The organism is Hydrogeniiclostridium mannosilyticum (genome assembly GCF_003268275.1).
In the GTDB taxonomy this organism is placed as follows: domain Bacteria; phylum Bacillota; class Clostridia; order Oscillospirales; family Acutalibacteraceae; genus Hydrogeniiclostridium; species Hydrogeniiclostridium mannosilyticum.
The window spans coordinates 50,634-69,266 of the sequence record NZ_QLYR01000003.1 but is presented as its reverse complement, the minus strand read 5'-3'; the positions used below and the strand labels follow the sequence as shown (position 1 = coordinate 69,266).

Annotated in this window: 16 protein-coding genes; 13 read left to right on the top strand and 3 right to left on the bottom strand. The window is 50.0% G+C overall.

The features are described 5' to 3' along the window. Positions 1-109: 109 nt before the first annotated feature. On the bottom strand, positions 110-1,558 hold the full coding sequence (locus DPQ25_RS06810) for an alpha-L-fucosidase (protein ID WP_112332425.1): 1,449 nt from the start codon (positions 1,556-1,558) through the stop codon (positions 110-112). Positions 1,559-1,619: 61 nt separating this feature from the next. Further along, complete coding sequence (locus DPQ25_RS06805; protein WP_112332424.1) at positions 1,620-2,633, bottom strand: LacI family DNA-binding transcriptional regulator; 1,014 nt, start codon at positions 2,631-2,633, stop codon at positions 1,620-1,622. 394 nt (positions 2,634-3,027) lie between these two features. Here DPQ25_RS06805 and DPQ25_RS06800 point away from each other — a divergent pair, with 394 nt between their 5' ends. From DPQ25_RS06800 to DPQ25_RS06785, 4 genes are all read left to right on the top strand, one after another. After that, positions 3,028-4,038 (top strand): aldo/keto reductase, encoded by a 1,011-nt coding sequence (locus DPQ25_RS06800; RefSeq protein ID WP_242978251.1) that lies wholly within the window; start codon positions 3,028-3,030, stop codon positions 4,036-4,038. Between the two features lie 17 nt (positions 4,039-4,055). After that, positions 4,056-4,481, top strand: coding sequence for an RbsD/FucU family protein (locus DPQ25_RS06795; RefSeq protein ID WP_112332423.1), 426 nt, complete (start codon positions 4,056-4,058; stop codon positions 4,479-4,481). A 296-nt stretch (positions 4,482-4,777) separates the two neighbouring features. Next, the gene (locus DPQ25_RS06790; RefSeq protein ID WP_112332422.1) at positions 4,778-5,614 is read left to right on the top strand and encodes a tyrosine-type recombinase/integrase; all 837 of its coding nucleotides are present in this window, start codon (positions 4,778-4,780) and stop codon (positions 5,612-5,614) included. A gap of 405 nt (positions 5,615-6,019) precedes the next feature. After that, positions 6,020-9,379, top strand: coding sequence for a Cna B-type domain-containing protein (locus DPQ25_RS06785; RefSeq protein ID WP_112332421.1), 3,360 nt, complete (start codon positions 6,020-6,022; stop codon positions 9,377-9,379). A 175-nt stretch (positions 9,380-9,554) separates the two neighbouring features. On the opposite strand, the gene DPQ25_RS06780 is transcribed toward DPQ25_RS06785, so the two are convergent. Continuing rightward, positions 9,555-10,307, bottom strand: coding sequence for a sugar phosphate isomerase/epimerase family protein (locus DPQ25_RS06780; RefSeq protein WP_242978259.1), 753 nt, complete (start codon positions 10,305-10,307; stop codon positions 9,555-9,557). Between the two features lie 291 nt (positions 10,308-10,598). On the opposite strand from DPQ25_RS06780, the gene DPQ25_RS06775 reads away from it, so the two are divergent. The 9 genes from DPQ25_RS06775 (at position 10,599) to fabZ (ending at position 18,618) form a co-directional block, all read left to right on the top strand. Then, entirely contained in the window at positions 10,599-12,119 is a 1,521-nt protein-coding gene (locus DPQ25_RS06775) for a sodium:solute symporter family protein (RefSeq protein ID WP_112332419.1), read from the top strand. Between the two features lie 269 nt (positions 12,120-12,388). Then, positions 12,389-12,865, top strand: a complete 477-nt coding sequence (locus tag DPQ25_RS06770) for a MarR family winged helix-turn-helix transcriptional regulator (protein WP_112332418.1) — start codon at positions 12,389-12,391, stop codon at positions 12,863-12,865. Beyond that, positions 12,862-13,818, top strand: a complete 957-nt coding sequence (locus DPQ25_RS06765; RefSeq protein ID WP_112332417.1) for a beta-ketoacyl-ACP synthase III — start codon at positions 12,862-12,864, stop codon at positions 13,816-13,818. The genes DPQ25_RS06770 and DPQ25_RS06765 overlap by 4 nt, the downstream gene beginning before the upstream one ends. Before the next feature lie 33 nt (positions 13,819-13,851). Further along, positions 13,852-14,799: an enoyl-[acyl-carrier-protein] reductase FabK gene (gene fabK / locus DPQ25_RS06760; protein WP_112332416.1), complete on the top strand. Its 948-nt coding sequence runs from the start codon at positions 13,852-13,854 to the stop codon at positions 14,797-14,799. Further along, positions 14,787-15,716, top strand: a complete 930-nt coding sequence (locus tag DPQ25_RS06755) for an ACP S-malonyltransferase (protein WP_112332415.1) — start codon at positions 14,787-14,789, stop codon at positions 15,714-15,716. Before fabK ends, DPQ25_RS06755 begins: the two co-directional genes overlap by 13 nt. Further along, positions 15,717-16,457, top strand: a complete 741-nt coding sequence (fabG, locus tag DPQ25_RS06750) for a 3-oxoacyl-[acyl-carrier-protein] reductase (RefSeq protein ID WP_112332414.1) — start codon at positions 15,717-15,719, stop codon at positions 16,455-16,457. Between the two features lie 30 nt (positions 16,458-16,487). Continuing rightward, on the top strand, positions 16,488-17,714 hold the full coding sequence (gene fabF, locus DPQ25_RS06745; protein WP_112332413.1) for a beta-ketoacyl-ACP synthase II: 1,227 nt from the start codon (positions 16,488-16,490) through the stop codon (positions 17,712-17,714). A 3-nt stretch (positions 17,715-17,717) separates the two neighbouring features. After that, positions 17,718-18,179 carry an acetyl-CoA carboxylase biotin carboxyl carrier protein gene (gene accB, locus DPQ25_RS06740; RefSeq protein ID WP_112332412.1) on the top strand — a complete coding sequence of 154 codons (462 nt, stop codon included), beginning with the start codon at positions 17,718-17,720 and terminating at the stop codon, positions 18,177-18,179. Positions 18,180-18,195: 16 nt separating this feature from the next. Next, positions 18,196-18,618 (top strand): 3-hydroxyacyl-ACP dehydratase FabZ, encoded by a 423-nt coding sequence (fabZ, locus tag DPQ25_RS06735; protein WP_112332411.1) that lies wholly within the window; start codon positions 18,196-18,198, stop codon positions 18,616-18,618. Positions 18,619-18,633: the final 15 nt, after the last annotated feature.

Here is an 18,633-nt window from a genome sequence, read left to right as displayed (position 1 = left end):
GCATGCGCCTTTCTATAAAACATTAAAAATAATTAGGGCAGGCGTATTCTTAGCCGTAGAATTAAAATTACTTCGCTCGTTGTAATAATGCTAATGCAGAAAGTGGTACTCAGCTGTGTTTTAGCTCAATTGCCAGACAGTTTACCATCTTTGCCGGCATTGCATCCGGCAGTTTCATGGTAAGCGTACCGAAGTTCTGAGCAAAAGGAATTTCACCTTCACCCAACAGGCGGACAGACTGTACCTGCTCAGTGGGAAGGAGGCTTTTGATGACAGCCGTTCGGTTTACGGGAGCTCGCATCATAAAGGCATATAGCGTATTTCCCTTACAGGTAAAACGATAATCGGAGGATGTCCAGTCGGCTTCCTGCTCGGTAAAGCCTTGAATGACGGCGCGGGTGTCACCTTCGCTAGAGATTCGCCAGGGACGAGTGTCATATACACCTTCCGAGCAGACGGCGAACCAGCTTGCCAATTCCTCTAGGATCCACACGGTTTCATCGTCTATTGAACCGTCCGGCTTTTGCAGCACATTAAGCAGCATGGTCCCGTTTTTAGAGATAATATCGACCAGCATTTCTACGATGTGTGTGGGCCGTTTAAATTCCTGCCGGACATCATAAAACCAGTTTCCGATGCAGGTGTCGGTTTGCCATGGGTGCGGCAGAATATCAGGCAGCTGGCTCTTCTCAATATCCAGTACACCGATGCGGTAAATCTCCGGGCGGCGATCCTTCTGGTTATAGACGGCGCGGTTTTCGCCATGCTTCTTAATAGAAGTATTATATAGGTAGGAAACGGCCTCTAGGCCCAGACGGTAATTGGGGTCACTGGGGGCGGCTTCATGAATTGCGGAGAAGGGCAGGCCGCCGTCGGAGTAGAGAAGGTCCGGCTGATACAGGTCAATCAGCTCTTTCATCACAGCAAACCAGTATTCACGGAATTTTTCGTTAGAGGTGTACCAATTTTGCAGCTCTGCCTCACTTGGTTTGGCATGGTAAAAATCCTGGTACGCCGGGTCGTTGCCGTCGTATGGCACACCCTTGTAAGGCCCCCAGGTGTCGGCGCCTTTGTTGGTGCTCCACCAAAAGAAGGAAGCACCCAGGTGCTCTGTTAAACCGAAGGGAAGACCGTGCTTCTCCGCAGCCTTTTTCCACATGCCGCAAATATCTTTGTGCGGGCCGACTTGCATGGAGTTAAAACGGTTGAGCTTTGAAGGATAGTTGAAAAAATTGTCATGGTGCATGGCCTGGCCAACAAAGTACCGTGCGCCGGCCTTTACATAAAGGCTCATCAACGCCTGGGGATCAAACCTCTCAGCCTTCCACAGTGCACAAATGTCCTTGTAGCCAAATGTCGAAGGATGCCCGTAGTGCCGCACATGGTAGCGGTATTGGTCGGAACCCTGTACATACATATGCCGGGCGTACCAGTCGCCGTACATTGGAACAGACTGCGGGCCCCAATGCGACCAGATACCGAATTTTGCGTTGCGGAACCAGTCGGGACACTGATAGGTCCGCAAAGAATCGAAACTTGCCTCAAAATTTTTTGTCATAATAAAATCGACTCCTTAAACACGCTAAAACGAAACGTTTCGCTTTAACGTATAAAATTTTTTAAGAGGGCTGATATGGCTGGATAGATTGCCCTTCCTGGAGAAAAGCGGACAGAGAAACGGTCATGGGGGCCGTATGTTGGCCGGAGAGCCGTTCGAGCATCAGGCGTGCAGCCTGAAGGCCGATTTCTTCCAGCGGTTGGCTGACAATGGTTAAGGGGGGCTTTACAATCCGGGATAAATCCATGTTATCAAAGCCGATCAGAGAAAGCTGTTGAGGGATCTGTATGCCTCTTTCGTTTAAGGCGATCAGTGTTCCGAGCGTCATCTCATAATTGGTGACAAAGGCGGCAGTCATTCCCTCGGCTTTTTTAAGTAAGCGGCAAATTTGCCGGTGTCCGCCTTCAAGTGAATAATCTCCATAAGCAATCAATTCTCCAGCGGGCATAACTCCATATTCCTCAAGCGCGGCGCGGTAGCCCTCCAGACGCATCCGTGAGGTGTAGATTTTTTCCGGCCCGACAATAATTCCAATCCGCCTGTGTCCCAGCTCCAATAAGCGGCGCGTAGCGAGATAAGCCGCGTTTTTATTGTCAAGGAGGACACAGCTTGCGATGCCGCTCAGAGCTTGAACCGGACGGTCAAGCAGTAGAATAGGCAGCTGTTTTTCCACGGCGGAGCACAGGTGGCGGCCGTCGGTGCAGACAGGCATATTGATGATGCCATCGACACGTTTGTCCAGCAGAAATTGCACGGCTTGGTATTCGCGTTCAGGATCGGTCTGGCAATCACAGATAATAATGCTGTAACCCTGGCTTTGTAGGACGCCTTCTATAACGGAGATAATCTGAGTGACAAACAGGTTGCTAAGCTCGGGAATTACAACGCCGATGGATCGGCTTTTATTAGATTTAAGGCCGCGTGCATACTCGTTGACATGGTAGTCAAGCTTTTGGATTGCTTGTTCAATTAAAAGACGGTTCTTTTCTCGAAGGGAACCGCCGTTCAAATATTTTGAGATGGTTGCCAGGCTTAAGCCCGTTTCCCTTGCAATATCCTTAATCGTAGCAGCCATATGATTGCCTCCGGTTTAAAACGAAACGTTTCTTATTTTAGGTTAGCATACCATAGAAGAAGAACGATGTCAAACAAAAAATCCTTTTCTTTTCATAATGCTTGTTTATTTGGAAAAATCACGGGGATTCCCTATTGACAAAACAGATCCGGTATGATATTTTGAAAAACGAAACGTTTTACTTATTTTAACATATCTATAGCCTAAGCAACGGAAAGTACATATCCGAAGCTTATTTTGATGAAGTGGTTCAGTCTATTAAATTCATGTATATGAAGCGCCTAAGCTTGATTGGGATGATTATTCCCGTGGCTCACGGCTAAGGAGGCAATGTACAGGAGAAGGGGCTGCTTGGGCAAAGGCTTATTCCATTATGAAAGGAAGCATAAATAAAATGATAATGATCGATCCGAACGCTGTCCCCATGAGGACGCTGTCAAACGGACGGAAAATCCCCTGTATCGGTATGGGGACCTTTGGTTCCGACCGGTATGGAGCGCAGGAGGTGTCCGAGGCAGTGGCGGGTGCCATTCGCTGCGGCTACCGCCTGTTTGACTGCGCCTCCGTCTACGGCAATGAGGCTCTCATTGGCGAAGTATTTGCGCAGGCCTTTGCGGAAGCTGTGGTCAAACGCGAGGAGCTGTTTATCATCTCCAAGGTCTGGAATGATATGCATGGTAAAGGGGATGTCTTACTCTCATGCGCCAAAACGCTCAGGGATCTGCAGGTTGATTATCTTGACGCTTATTTTGTACATTGGCCTTTTGCCAATTACCATGCTCCAGGCTGCGGCGGTGATTCCCGCAGCCCTGACGCAAAGCCCTTCAGTACGGAGGACTTCATGACAGTCTGGCGGCAGATGGAGCGCCTGTATGACTTAGGGCTGGTGCGCAACCTGGGCATGTCTAATATGACCATCCCAAAATTAGAGGCTGTTCTGCCCCTGTGCCGCGTTAGGCCCACGTTGCTTGAAATGGAGTTGCATCCGGCTTTTCAGCAACCCAGGCTCTATGATTACTGTGTCGGGCACGGGATCCAGCCTGTGGGATTTTGTCCAATCGGCAGCCCAAACCGTCCGGCTCGAGATAAGGCCGATGGGGATATTGTGGATATCGCATTGCCCCAGGTAGAGGCCGCGGCGAAGGCCCACGGCATTCATCCCGCATTGGTCTGCCTGAAATGGGCCGTCCAGCGGGGACAGATCCCGATTCCTTTTTCTGTCCATGAAAAGAATTATACCGGTAACCTGCAATGTGTGACAGAGGACCCCTTGACAGAAGAGGAGATGGAGCAGATTCGCAAAGCAGACCAGAACTGCCGTCTTGTAAAGGGGCAGGTTTTTCTGTGGCCAGGCGCAACGGACTGGCATGCGTTATGGGACGAGCAGGGCATGATTGCACGCTAAGAAGGGGGGAACTTAATATGCTGAAAGGAATCCCCGCTGTACTTTCACCTGATTTGCTGAAGATCCTTATGGAAATGGGACATGGCGACGAGCTTGTACTGGCCGATGGGAACTTTCCCAAATTTGCGCATCCGGAGCATGTAATCCGCCTAGACGGCCATGGAATCCCTGAGATTCTCGATGCAATTCTGCGGTTTATGCCGCTTGATTCGTATGTTGAACATCCGGCTATTCTCATGGAGGTTTTGCCTGCAGACCCCTATAAGCCGGTCATTTGGCCCTGTTACCGTGAGATTGGGGCTAAATATGAGGCGGACGGCCTGCGCGAGCTTGCAATAGATAAGTTTAAATTTTATGAACGGGCGAAAAAGGCCTATGCAGTGGTTGCTACTGGTGAAACGGCTCTGTACGCGAATATAATCCTTAAAAAAGGCGTTGTGTGATGCCGCGCTTTATCCTGGAGGATGCTAAAGAAAAAGTCAATAAAAATGTAATGAAAGCCCCAGCGACATAAAATCATGCCGCTGGGGTTTTCATTCAAAAAACGAACAGCGCCTTTCCTCTATAGCTGTCGGAAAAGCCCTGTGGCCATATGTAGGCGTCATACACCGTTTTCAGCTTTTGGCTGGCAGAAAAAGAAGGGTAGGTCTTATTGAGAAATAAAAACATTTTCTGTCTCCTTTTTACTCAATAGGATAAAATTAATATTGAGAAATAGACAGAAAGGAGAAAATTTATCATGAGTACAACAGCGGAAGGAAAACTGCAGGCATTTGAAACATATTTATATCATCATGAAAAAGCTGTAACCACAATCAAAAAATATATTTGCGTAGTCGAGCAACTGCTCGTCTTTCTGGCAGGGCGTGAAATAGTAAAGTCCTTGATATTGGAATATCGCGATCAGCTTCTTGAAAAGCGCAAAGCACAGACGGTTAACGGCAGCATATCTGCAATCAATGCATTTTTGGATTTTGACGGCTTACCGGAGTGCAAGGTAAAGCTGCTGAAGGTACAGCGGCAGGCCTTTATAGAGGAAAACAGGGAACTATCACAGATTGAGTATAAAAGGCTGCTGCGATCGGCACAAAGCAAAGGAAACCAAAGACTCTACCACTTGATGCTGATCTTATGCAGTACCGGAATCCGGATTGGAGAGCTGAGTTTTATAACCGTAGAGGCGGTACGGGCTGGCCGTGCGGAAATTAATTTAAAGGGAAAAAACCGAACGATTATTTTACAAAAAAAATTAAGAAATAAGCTTCAGCAGTACATAAAAAAGCAAAATTTAGAACGGGGATATGTTTTCAGAACAAAAAACGGCAGACCATTGGATCGCTCCAATATCTGCCATGATATGAAAAAGTTATGTGCGGAGGCACAGGTGGACCGCCGAAAGGTATTCCCACACAATTTAAGACATCTGTTTGCACGGACCTATTACACAATAGAAAAAAATCTGGCACACTTGGCAGATATTTTAGGCCATAGCCGCATTGAGACCACCCGAATCTATGTGGCGGTCAGTGCCCGCGAGCATGAACGCACTCTGCAAAAAATGAAGCTTATTTTATAAAGACCGCAGAATATCTCTTCTGTGGTGGATTACCATATTTACCCAAATTTATTTACGTTTATTATACTGTAAAGCGTGGTGAAAATCAACAGAAAAATATAGTACAATTTTTTGTGAATCTGTTTTCATATGCAAAAAAGCCTGAAGCATTTATTTTGTGCCGCAGGCTTATTTATTTTGCGCTTTAGCGAATAGTATGCTTATTATTTCCGTATTTTTAATAGGAGGCTTAAAGGCGGGTACCACAGAAGAGATATTTTATGGTAGCCGGCTAGGAAACTTAAAATCCAAAGTATACAAAAATGAGCTATCATTGAGTGCCGGTTTACTTTTGAGGGATACTTCTTGTGGAGGTTGTTTAGCACGAACCGGAACAGCACGAAAAGGGAAAGGAGATCCAATATTATGAGACAACGGACACATGTAAAAATGGCGCGCATTGTCTCACTGTCACTCTGTGCGGTCATTTTATTCAGTTTCGCGAATGCGCTCGCCTTGGTAAAGAACAACTCGGGAAAAAAACAGGAGATAAGCGCTTGGTCCTGGGGGGAAGGAGACGGATTGTCCTATGCGGCGGAAGATAGCCGCTGGGTGATCTCTGCCGCTCGTAACGCTGGGGAGGCCCCTCTGACAAGGGCTGAACTGGAGAAAATGCTCCCCCAGGAAATTTCAGTCCGGGTTGCTTCCACGGAGAACAGCATGTGGACAGCGGGCGGTATAGTAGATGAAGTCGGCAAGACAGCCCTTTCAACAGCCGAAAACCTGCCGGTTACGTGGGATTTAAGTGATTTCTCGGACGAGGAGATGTACGAAGGTGAATACACGGCGAAAGCTGTTTTACCAGCGGGATATGCACTGCTGCACGGCCTAGCTGCCCCGTCTGTGACAGTAGTCGCCAAAGGTATCAGGCAACAGGAGCCTACAGGGGCTGCCTCAACCTATGATGAATTGGTTGCCGCAATTGCGGCAACCAGAGCTGGCACACCAGCGACGATTGTGGTCGAAAACGATTTTACCCTTACCGAGAGTGTTGTGATTCCGGCAGGAAAGGACATTGTCTTGGTGGATAATGGGGAGAAAAGAACGATTTCCGCGAAGGGTATTTCAACGATGTTTGAGGTCCTCAATGGAGGTAAGCTCACCTTTGCAAGCAGCAGCACCGGTAAGCTGACAGTTGACGGCGCAGGCGGTGGCGGTCAAATGAACCATTCCGGGAGGATCGTATGCTGCTATGGTACTTTTGTTTTAGATGGTGCGAATATTTGCAATGCGGATTCGGTGGGGAATTATTCCGGCGTTGTTTACATTTCAGGCCCCGGGTCTCTTTTTGAAATGAGGAGCGGAGAAATTCGCGATAACGAGGTCAGTGGCGGAGGGCTGACGACCTATAACGCAACGGTTTACGCGGCCGCTGGGGCACGGCTGAATATTTCCGGTGGGAAAATCACGGAGAACAAAGCGAACGATGTCCGAGAGCAAGGATACACGACTGCGGGAATTTTGGCCCGCAGCGACGAAGGCCCGGTAGAGATTGCAATGACAGGCGGAGAAATCAGCCATAATATGAGCGCAGGCCAGGAAAATGGCGGCGGAGGCGTATGGCTGTGCGCCGATACCTGGAACTATGGCTATCAGAAGCATCCTGTGACAATGACCATGAGTGGTGACGCAAAGATTATCAATAATACTGCCGATTACGGCGGCGGTGGTGTTTTCGTTTTTGGCAATGCAGTATTTACCATGAATGGCGGTGAGATTTCCGGCAATACCGTCATAGATGGAATGGGCGGCGGGGTCGCAACCTATGATTATTTAAAAAATACAAACCAGCCCGATAGTTATATAGATACCTGGGAGCAATATGTCCATACAGAGTTTACAATGAACAGCGGCGTCATCTCCAATAATACCGCCGGTAGGGAGGATGCTGGTGTCGGCGGCAATGACGGCGGCTGCGGCGGTGGCGTTTATATAGCCTCGAATCATGTTCAGCTTCGCGGTGGCAAAATAGTCAATAACAGGGCTGCACGCCAGGGGGGCGGTGTTTATGTGGGATCCACGCCCTATAAACTGTTTGTGTATGACGCGCTGGTAACCCAAAACTCTGCCGAAATATTAGGGGGCGGTATGTGGCTGTGCCCAACAGGCAGCGCGGAAAGCTATGTGAAAAACGGCGGAGCAATTTTTGACAACATCTGCGACGGTGCCGGCGATGATATTGCCTCCCTTCCTAAAACAGGGGGAGCCACGCTGTCATTAACAAACCGCCTGCTGGGGGACTGGCTGGTGCATTGGTATGAGGACGGTTTGATAAAAGAGGACTCCGGGGCGCTGGGCTTGCCCGCGGAAGATGCGCTGCGTTATCCGGATACAGCGCTCCTGGGTGGGAGGATTACCTCAACAGAAAACCTCGCGCTTAAGGCCGTTGTGGCACAAGAGGGAAAGCGTGTCGCGGAAGAGGCGGCTAAGCTGGTTATTTCAGGGAATACCGCCCCACGCGGAGGCGGTATTGGCACTAATGGAGCCGTAATTTTTAATCAATATCCGGTAGAATATCCTACCGTAAATGTGTCGGTTGTGAAGAAATGGGCACAGGATGACATGAACCATCCCAAAAACGTCACGGTCTATCTTTATCAGGACGGGCAGAAAATTGACGAAAAGGTACTCTGTGATGAAAATGATTGGACTTTCATTTTTCAGGATCTTCCTAAATATCAGGGGAATGCTCTTGAACAAGATACAGAAAAAATAGAGAGCCAATATACGATTGAGGAAGAAGCGGTCGAGGGATATACCGGTACGGTTACGCAGGCCGCAGACAATCAGTATGTTTTTACTGTTACTAATGATAAAGAAATGCCGAAGTCCGGAAACCTTTCCGTTCAGAAAATCCTCGCTGGAAATGCTGCAGAACCTGACAGGGAATTCCATTTCACCATCCTACTGAGTGAGAAATCCATTTCTGGCTCATATGGAGAGCTTGATTTTGAAAACGGCAAGGCGTTGGTTACGCTGAAGGGTGGAGAGCATAGGACGGCAACGAATCTTCCCGCAGGAATCTCTTATACGGTGACAGAGTCTGAAGAAAATCAGGATGGATATGTGACAACCTCCACAGGAGCAGCCGGTATCGTTCAGGAAGGACAGACGGTAGAAGCGATATTTACCAATACGAGAGCTATCATAACGCCGGAGCCGGATGCTCATGCAGGCAGCCTGAAAATCGCTAAAACCGTTTCGGGCAGCGGTGCAGATGCTGAGAAAAAATTTGCTTTTTCCGTGAAACTGTCGGACAGTAAAGATATTCCGCTTTCAGGAGATTATGCTTATACGGGAAGCAGTAGTATGGCGGGGAGCGCTACCCCGGAACAGGGCGTGCTGGCCTTTGGGGTAGACGGAACAGCTGAGATCGAGCTCTCGCATGGCCAGTGGATTACTATTGAAGGGTTACCGGCAGGGACAAAATACCGTGTGTCTGAAAGCAACAATGAAGGCTATTCTGTGATAACACCGAATGGAACGGAGGGAGTCATTCAAAAAGCCGGCGAATCGAGCGTTCTTTTTGAAAATCACAAAAGCGAGGCACCACCCCCGTCGGATCCCGCTGATACACATGTGCCGCAGGAACCTTCACGCACCGGTGCGGATAACAGCTTTTGGGCGCCGTCCCTTCTAATGGTTATCAGTCTGTGCAGTTTTGTACTGCTTCTGCTGGATTCCAGAAAATATCGATATCAGCCTGAACATCTACAAAAACATTAATACACTGATTTGTAAATAAAACTTTGCTAAAGTCGATTGACATTTCTCAAATCCCTTCATAAAAACTGCGGAGATTGTTTTCTCCGCAGTTTTTCAATTTATTTGGGATTGTTACAGCAGTGTTGAAAAAGGAAAAAGCAGCGAATAACGCCGCACACTCCATCCCCCAAAGGGGTCAGCAGCTTTCATACAAAGTGGCAAGCTTTTTCGCCGCCGCTGCCAATTGTTTGATGCCTTCAAAAACGGTGCTGCCGGTATATTCTCTCAGAAATTGATCTGCCTCAAGCGTAAAATATCCGTTATAACCAGTGTCCTTGAGCGCTTTTACAATTTCGTTAAAATCTATTTTCATTGAAAACGGTATTTGATGCAAGTCGTGCCATTGGTCGTTGTCATGTATATGCAATGCCTGTAGCCGCTGTCCTAAAGCTTTTATCATTCGGACAGCATTTGTACCGGATCCTTTCATTTCAGCATGGCCAATGTCAAGACAGGCGACAAAAGACTCATCGTTTACCGCGTCTAAATGAGCGCAGAAGCTCTCCGGCGTCGCGCAAGCTGCAAATGAGGAATGCCCCCTTTCTGTGTCCCAATTCCACATGTTTTCTGCGGCAATTTTGACTCCGCAGCTCTTTGCGAAAGGAAGCAGCTCAAAATACATTTCGGCATTTTCCTCAGGCGGCAGATCATTATTCGGATGAATGACGCAGATTTGACCGCCGGCTTCTGCCGTGCATTCAATGGCGCGTTTAAAGAAGGAGCGTATTTCCCGGCAACTGCTTGGAAAGGGTGCATGCGACTGGTTACAGACAATTCCGTTATCAAGGCCGACCTGTTTCAATTTTTTTGCAAAGGTCAGGTACGCCTTTCCGGATAGCGGATGGCTGTTTTCTATAAGCCGTTGCGTTTCCCAGTTATATTGACACATACTGAACATAGAAAAATCCTAGGCATCAAATCCGGCCTTCGCTAAATACTCGATGGCCTTTTCCTCACCGAGATGACGGGCGGCGGACATTATTTCTGTAGAAATTTTCATGATACAACACCTCAAGCTAATAATAGCACGCTTTCAGCAAAATACAAGTGGAGTTATGCTATGGGCTTGTGCAGCATCTTGTTTTTTACTTTTCTATTGCCTTTCATAAGATTATCTGGTAGAATAAAGATGTTGTTTATTTAATTGATGGTTTAAATCGCTAAAGTGAGGAAGAGGACTATGGGGAGAGAAACTGTTATTTGGATTGTTATTGGCTGTTACGTAATTTTCATGCTTGCCGTCGGCATCCTTAATTCCAGACAGGGGGGCGGCATGGCAGATTTTACTGTGGGAAAGCGCAATGCCGGCGCCTGGATATCCGCGCTTTCTTATGGGACCGCATATTTTTCTGCTGTAATGTTTATTGGCTATTCCGGTAGCTCTGGTTGGCAGTTCGGGCTTTATTCCACGCTGGTGGGCATTGGCAATGCGGTGATTGGTTCCCTGCTGGCTTGGCTTGTTTTAGCCAGAAGAACCCGTTCGGTTACGCACAGGCTGAAGATTAAGTCTATGCCGCAGCTGTTCGAAAAAAGGTATCAAAGCCAAGGTATTAAACTGTTTTCCTGTATTGTAATCTTTATATTCCTGCTGCCTTATTCAGCCTCGGTTTACAAGGGATTGACCAGCGTTTGCAGTGTGCTGCTGAAGATTGACGAGCAGGTCTGTATGGTGATGATCGCTATTGCCTCGGCCGTTGTTTTGGTTTTAGGCGGCTATGTAGCCACCCTAAAGGCAGACTTTGTCCAGGGGCTTATTATGATGGTCGGCGTTTTTCTGCTCGTGGTTATGGTGGTGGCTTCACCTCAGGTCGGCGGCCTCGCTCAAGGGCTTTCCAATATGGCAGGCTATATGGAGCAGAGTGGAATGAACAATCTGACCTTACAGTCGGCAATATCGCTTGTCGCCATGATCCTGATGACCAGCATAGGCACATGGGGCTTGCCGCAGATGGTACATAAATACTATGGTATCCGCGATGACAAGGAGGTTAAAAGAGGGACGATCATCTCTACCTTTTTTGCAGTTCTTGTTGCGGGGGGCGGTTATTTTATCGGGTCCTTTTCCCACCTGTTTTTCGGTGATACGCTGCCTGCGGGCGGTAAGGATTATATCATTCCCAATATGCTGAATGTGGCGCACCTGCCGGATATTCTGGTGGGCATCGTTTTGGTGCTGTTGATTTCCGCATCGGTTTCCACACTTTCCAGCATCACGCTGACAGCTTGCTCTACAGCGTCAATGGACCTGGTAAAGGCCAGACTAAGGCCTCAGCTGCCGGATAAAAGCGTGGCCATACTGACCCGGATTTTATGTCTGCTGTTTGTAATAGCCTCTTATCTGATTGCAAACAGCAACACGCCAATTTTGGACCTCATGTCCTATTCGTGGGGGATTCTGTCCGGCGCATTCTTAGCGCCTTATGCGTTGGCGCTTTATTTCAAAAGGCTGAACCGTGCGGGCGCCTGGGCGGGGATGCTGAGCGGTTTTGGCGTGGCTATGCTCCCAGTATTGGGAAAGCTGTTTTTTAACGGTTGGCAGGCGCCGTTTGGCCTGGGCCTGATGATGGATCAGGGGCCTCTGTTCGCGTGCCTGGCGATGTTAGTCTCGGTGCTGTTTTGTTTTCTCTTCAGCCTGCTTGCGAGAAAACTCGGTTGGCCCAGCGGTGCAGAAAATACGGAATTTTACGGGGAAAAAGTTTAGGGCTTTAGTATGCGTTAGCCTTGTGCGCCTCGCCCGGAAGAATAGGCTTGATGATTTTTCGTTACAAAAATATTGGTTATAAAAATATTGTAAAAACCAGGCTGTTGATTCAACAGTCTGGTTTTTCTCGTTTAGAGAAAATAAATGTTTTAAATAAAATATAAAATAAGAAAAATGGCCGAAAAGTCCGTTTTGAATAACTTGACATTGGAAAAATTTCGATTTATAATTAGTTTCACTAACTAATTAATTGAGAGGATTACAGACAGATGATGAACCAATTTGAGTTTCATCTCAATGACTTACTTACAAGGGTGTACCGCTCGGTCGAGCTGATGGAGGAGCAGATGCTGCGTTCCTCCAAAAACCTGAATTTAAGTATTAATGAAATCCATTTGCTGGAGGCTGTCGACGGCGGAAAAAATGAGGAGAGCGGACGCTCTATCAGTGAGTTGTCCTCCCGAATGGGCATTCGTCTGCCGTCGGTAACAGCGGCTGTTAACAAGCTGGCGGCAAAAGGTTATGTGGAAAAGAGAAAGGCGGAAAGCGACGGGCGCGTCGTCTACGTTTATTTGACCAAACTGGGGCGAAAGGCGGATTTGGCCCATCGATATTTTCACAAAAAAATGGTCAGCTCTATTTCGGCATCGCTGACGGAGGAGGAAAAGTCGGCTATGCTGAAGGGTATGGAGAAGCTGAGCCGTTTTTTTGATGATAACCTGAAAAAGAAAGAAGGGCATCCATGAGTTTTGACCTTTTAGGAACGGGCAGCTGTCTGCCCGCGCGTTGTGTTAAGAATGATGAATTGACACAGCTTTTTGACACCAGTGATGAATGGATCCGTATGCGAACGGGAATAGAAGAGCGCCACATCATAACGGACGAACAGGTCGCCGGGCTGGCGATAGCTGCGGCCAAGGCGGCGCTGCGCAACAGCGGTACCTCAGCGGAGGAGCTTGATTATATTCTCTGCCCGACATTAGGAGGGGATTATATCACCCCCAGTCTGGCATGCATGGTGCAGCAGGGGCTTGGAGCAAAATGCCCGGCCATGGATATGAATGCGGCTTGCAGTGGCTTTGTATATGCCTGCGATATAGCGGACGGCCTTTTCGCCCGGGGAAGGGCGAAAAGAGTGTTGGTTGTAGCGGCTGATGGGTTGAGCAGGATTTTGGATTGGAACGATCGCTCTACCAGCGTACTTTTCGGGGATGGTGCGGCGGCGGTGGTACTGGGAGAAGGGGACGGGCTCAAATACCTCGCGGTCGGTTCCGCCCCTAGCCTGGCGTTGAATCTTCCTTTCCTGAATGGAAACTGCCCCTATACGGCGAAGAAAGACCGTCAGACAGTTTTACAGATGGATGGACGCGAGGTGTACAGGTTTGCGGTCGATGCGCTGAGCTCAGGTGTGGCAAGCGCTTTGGAGGCAACGGGATACGCAAAGGAGGAGGTCCGCTTTGTTGTTCCCCACCAAGCCAATTTGCGCATCATTGAAGCAGCTGCGAAGAGGCTCCGCATGCCAATGGAGCAGTTTGCGTGCAACATTCAAAAAAACGGCAATATCTCCGCGGTCAGTATCCCCCTGGTACTGGACGAGTTTATGAATCAGGGCAGGTTACATAAGGGGGACATTCTGGTATTCAGTGCTTTCGGCGCTGGTATGACGGCAGGTACTGCCGTTTTGCAGTGGAAAATCTGATTTTGGTTGATTTAAAAGTTGGAGGTTGAGATGATGGTGCATACACCGATTTGCGAGTTGTTAGGGATCCGTTACCCGATTATTCAGGGGGGGATGGCCTGGATTGCGGATGCTGATTTGGCGGCGGCGGTCAGCAATGGCGGCGGGCTAGGCCTGATTTCGGCTATGAATGCCAACGCGGACTGGCTAAGGGACCAGATTCGCAAGGCAAAGGCTCTGACAAAGGAACCCTTTGGCGTTAATATCATGCTGATGAGCCCTTTTGCCGAAGAGGTAGCCAGGGTAGTGGTAGAGGAGCAGGTACCTGTGGTGACTACTGGGGCAGGCAGCCCCGGTAAATATATGGAGGCATGGAGAGCTGCCGGGATCAAGGTGCTTCCCGTAGTGGCCAGCGTAGCGCTTGCCAGAATGATGGAGCGCAGTGGAGCAACCGCAATTATAGCAGAGGGCGGCGAAAGCGGTGGCCATGTGGGGGAAACAACAACGATGGCCCTTATCCCTCAGGTTTGTGACGCCGTTCAGCTCCCGGTTGTTGCGGCGGGAGGAATTGGTGACGGCCGGGGGATGGCCGCCGCTCTGATGCTGGGGGCCTCTGGCGTACAGATGGGCACGCGCTTCCTGGTGGCACAGGAATGTAATGTCCATGAAAACTATAAAAAGAAAATCCTGAAGGCCAAGGATATTGATACCATTGTAACAGGGAGGCGTCTGGGCCACCCTGTCCGTTCACTGAAAAACCGTTTCAGCCGTGATTATTATCAAAGGGAGTATGACTCCAGCTTCACGGACGAAAATCTGGAAGAAATGGGAGTCGGCTCTCTGCGCCGGGCCGCCATAGAGGGGGACGAGCAGCGCGGAAGCTTTTTGGCGGGACAAATAGCAGGTTTGGTCAATCGGGAGCAGTCTGCGGCGGAAATTCTTCACGAGGTGGACGCGCTGGCGGCTGAGCTGCTAAAAGGAGCGAGCCAATGGATAAAATAGCGTTTTTGTTTGCTGGACAGGGCGCGCAGTATCCGGGAATGGGCCGAGATCTTTATACAAAAAATAAGACGGCAAGAGCTGTCTTGGATGCATTGGAAGAAAAGCGTCCGGGGACGCGGAGACAGTGCTTTGAGGGTACCCAGGAGGAACTGGTGCACACAACCAATACCCAACCCTGCATGTTTGCGGTGGAGCTGGCAGCCGCACAAGCGCTGCGTGAGGCAGGGGTCAGCCCCCAGGGGACGGCGGGCTTTTCACTGGGAGAAGTAGCGGCTTTAACCTTTGCAGGCGCTTTTTCACTAGACCAGGGATTTTCCCTGGTCTGCCGGCGCGGCGAGATCATGGAAGTGGCAGCCAAAAAATATCCGGGCACTATGGTTGCTGTTCTGAAGCTGAAAAATGAGCAGGTTGAGAGGCTTTGCGAACACTTTCAGCAGGTTTACCCGGTTAATTACAATTGTGAAGGACAGCTGGTCGTGGCGGGAAAGGAAGAGGAAATGGACGGCTTTTGCCGGGCGGTTGCAGAGGCCGGCGGCCGCGCTAAAAGACTGGCGGTTGGCGGCGGGTTCCATTCCCCGTTAATGGCAGAGGCCTCCGCTTTTTTTGCACAGGAATTAGCTCCGCAGGAGCTCAGCACGCTGCAAATTCCCGTTTATGCTAACTGCACTGCAAAGCCTTATGCGCTTCAAGCGCTGAAGGAGCTGCTTGGCTGCCAGCTGAAAAGTCCGGTTCGCTGGGAGAAAACCATTCGGAATATGGCGGATGACGGCTTTAATTTCTTTATTGAAATTGGCCCGGGAAAGACATTGTCAGGGCTTGTAAAACGGATTTTGCCAGGGGTCCCGGCCTTTTCTGTGGAGACGGAAACGGATGTGCAGACGGTATTAGAACAGCTCAGGGAAAGGAGCATGGTATAGATGCTGAAAAATAAAGTAGCTGTCGTCACTGGCGGCTCACGTGGAATTGGACGGGCGATTGTCCTGAAAATGGCTGAAAACGGCGCAGATATAGCCTTGGTCTATGCTTCCAACCGGGAAGCCGCCGCCATAGTCGAGACGGAGGTCCAACAGTTGGGGAGAAGGGTTCAAAGCTATTGCTGTGATGTTTCCTGCCTTGAACAGACAGAAGCAGTGGCAAAGCAAATCCTGGCGGATTTCGGTGGCGTGGATATTTTAGTGAACAATGCGGGTATTGTGCGGGACGGTTTAATTCTGTCCATGAAGGAGCAGGATTTTGACCAGGTGCTTAATACCAATCTGAAGGGCGCATACCATATGATCAAGCAGTTTTATCCACATTTTATGAGAAGGCGCAGCGGGCGGATTATCAACCTCTCCTCGGTGGTAGGCCTCTCCGGCAACGCGGGGCAGGCCAATTACGCGGCTGCGAAGGCGGGCGTAATCGGCCTGACGAAAAGCACCGCGAAAGAGCTTGCGGGCCGGGGGGTTACCTGTAACGCAATTGCCCCAGGCTGTATTACAACGGATATGACCGGAGCCCTTTCGGAAAAGGCCAAAGCCGGCATCCTGGCGGCTATTCCCATGAGACGGGAGGGGAGGCCGGAGGAGGTGGCCGAGCTGGCGGCCTTTTTGGCAGGCCCCGGCGCCGCATACATCACCGGAGAGGTCATCCGTGTAGACGGCGGCATGTGTATTTGATCTTCAGCTCAGAGAAAGGCGGTAGATTTTATGCGAAGAGTAGTTGTAACCGGTTTGGGCGCTGTGACGCCGGTCGGCAATACGGTAGAGGAGTTTTGGCGCGGCCTGACATCGGGCATCTGCGGTATAGAGCTTATTTCAAGCTTCGACGTCTCGGAAATGAAGGCCAAAATTGCGGCCCAGGTTAAAAAATTTGACCCGACGCTGTATTTTGAAAAAAAAGAGCTGCGCCATACGGATTTATTTGCACAGTATGCCGTTGCAGCAGCAGAGCAGGCAGTGGCGGACAGCGGTATTAAGGGACAGGTGGAGCCTACACGGTTCGGCGTTTATATCGGCAGTGGAATCGGCGGAATCAGCACCCTGCTGGAGAATCATTTGAAGCAGGAGGAGGGCAAGAAGGTCTCGCCCTTCATGGTGCCGATGATGATCATCAACATGGCTGCGGGTCTGGTTTCCATGCGTTTTGGGGCTAAAGGGCCTACACTGCCGATTGTCACCGCCTGCGCAACCTCCAGCCATTCCATCGGTGAGGCGTACCGGGCCATTGCGCACGGTTACGCGGAGGCGATCCTGGCGGGCGGTACGGAGGCCGCTGTATGCCCCTTGACAATTGCGGGCTTTAGCAGCTGTATGGCGCTGACGGCAAATGAAGATCCTAAAACAGCATGTATTCCCTTTGACCGGCGAAGGAACGGCTTTGTCATGGGCGAGGGCGCAGCGGTGCTGGTGCTGGAGGAATACGAGCATGCCTTAAGGCGCGGCGCGCAGATTTATGCGGAGCTCGGCGGCTATGGCAATACTTCGGATGCCTATCATATGACAATGCCGGAGCCGGAGGCCGAGGGGATCTCGCGCGCCATTACTCAGGCCATGGAGGAGGCCGGCGTTCATGCGGATGCACACACCTATGTAAATGCGCATGGAACGAGTACGCCGCTTAATGATAAGACCGAAACCATGGCGTTTAAAAAGGCCTTTGGAGAAGCAGCTTACCAGGTGGCTATCAGCAGTACAAAAAGTATGACAGGCCATATGCTTGGGGCGGCCGGCGCGGTGGAAGCGGTGGCCTGTGTCCTGGCACTGAAGGATGGAACCGTTCCGCCGACAGTCGGGCTTCAGGAACCGGACCCCGAGTGCGATCTGGATTATATACCCGGCGAGGCCAGAAAAATGGATGTTCATACGGCGGTCTCAACCTCATTGGGATTTGGCGGCCATAATGCCTGCCTGGTGTTCCGCAGGATGGAGGATTGAACAATGGATGTAAAAGAGATTCAAGAGCTTGCAAAGCTGATGGAAGAGCGCCGGTTGTCCTCGTTGGAAATCGTGGACGGCGAATTTCGGCTACGGCTGAACCGTGAGCCTGCCAATACGCCCGTTGTCCCCTGTGAAACGAGGCCGGCTGGAGCCGGGGCGGCGACTGCCTCTTTGCCGGTGCCGGTAGCGGAAACGATAGACGGGGACGCGGTAGCAGATTTTAACGAGCTGACAGAGCTGAAGTCCCCCATGGTGGGAACCGTTTATTTGTCTCCCACGCCGGGGGAAAAGCCCTTTGTACAGGTGGGCGACCGTGTGAAAAAGGGGCAGGTGCTCTGTATTCTCGAGGCGATGAAACTGATGAACGAATACACAGCCCCGCAGGACGGCAAAATCGTTGACATTTGTGTGACAGACGGGCAGCTGGCGGAATATGGCCAGTGTTTATTTAAAATATATTGACGAATAGAGGGTCGCTATGAATCGTGAAGAGCTTAAAAACATATTACCGCACCGGGAGCCGATGCTGTTGGTCGATGATGCCGAAATAATCGGGGCTGATGAGGCGATTGGACATTATACGGTCAAGGGGGATGAATGGTTTCTGCAGGGGCATTTCCCGGGAAATCCTGTAGTGCCCGGGATTGTCCTTTGTGAAATGATCGGCCAGGCCAGCTGCGTATTGCTTGCAGATGCCGTCAAGGGGAAGACCCCGTATTTTACCGGGCTTGATAAGGTCAAGTTCCGTCACACGGTACGTCCGGGCGACTGTCTTGAAATTAAATGCAAGCTGGTGGGAAGCCGCCATCATTTCTACTTTGTGCAGGGGAAAGCCAACGTGGACGACAAGGTGGCCGTCAGTGCGGAAATGAGTTTTACTCTGATGGATGCGCAGCCGTGATCCCCAGGATAACCG